We start from the raw sequence: 644 nt of genomic DNA on the forward strand, positions 1-644 counted from the left end.
TATTTTATTCAAATAAATGGAAGGAAATGAAAGTGGAATCGAAAAATAATTACTCAACAGAAAACAACGCTCCCTCGGTGCTCTTTGTAACGTCGCTTTTGTGTCTGGCATCAGTTTGTTTGGCCATACTGCTATTTATTATTGAGTATATTTCTGGCATGGAAATGAACGGTATCGGCTTTCTTGGGACGTTAATACCAGCGATGAGTGTAGGATATTATTTTGGCTATAAAACAGGGAATATAATGCCCTCGAGAACGAGGTGGTATTCAGTGTTGCTTTGGAATTTATCGAGCTTAGTGGTGTTTTCTCTCATCTTAATGTTTTTGGGCATCTCTATATTTGAATTGATAGCGGAACTAGGTTGGTTCAGTATTATTATCGTTGTATTAACCTTAATAACCGTTTGTCTCGCGTACTTTATTTTTAAGAGTGGTGAAAAAATGGCGATTAAGGTTTTGCTAAAAGCGCAAAAGGGTGCGTAACTCAAATATAACGGACGCTTAAAGATTGATACGTAAAAAAGACGCCAGCCATATCGTGCTGGCGTTATTGTTTTCTCTTCCTTGGTGCCTCTTTGGTCTCTAGCAAAATCGAATGTTTTAGACGAAACGCTCTTTCCACGAAAACTCAACATGTTTATG

The 644-nt window shown here is 37.7% G+C and carries 1 protein-coding gene; it reads left to right on the forward strand.

Features of this window, described 5'->3' with window-relative positions:
* Positions 1–485 (forward strand): ABZJ_00895 family protein (locus R7R78_RS27145; protein ID WP_225474741.1); only part of this gene is annotated, 485 nt, incomplete at its 5' end.
* Positions 486–644 lie beyond the last annotated feature (159 nt).

This window comes from Vibrio sp. 2134-1, assembly GCF_033339495.1.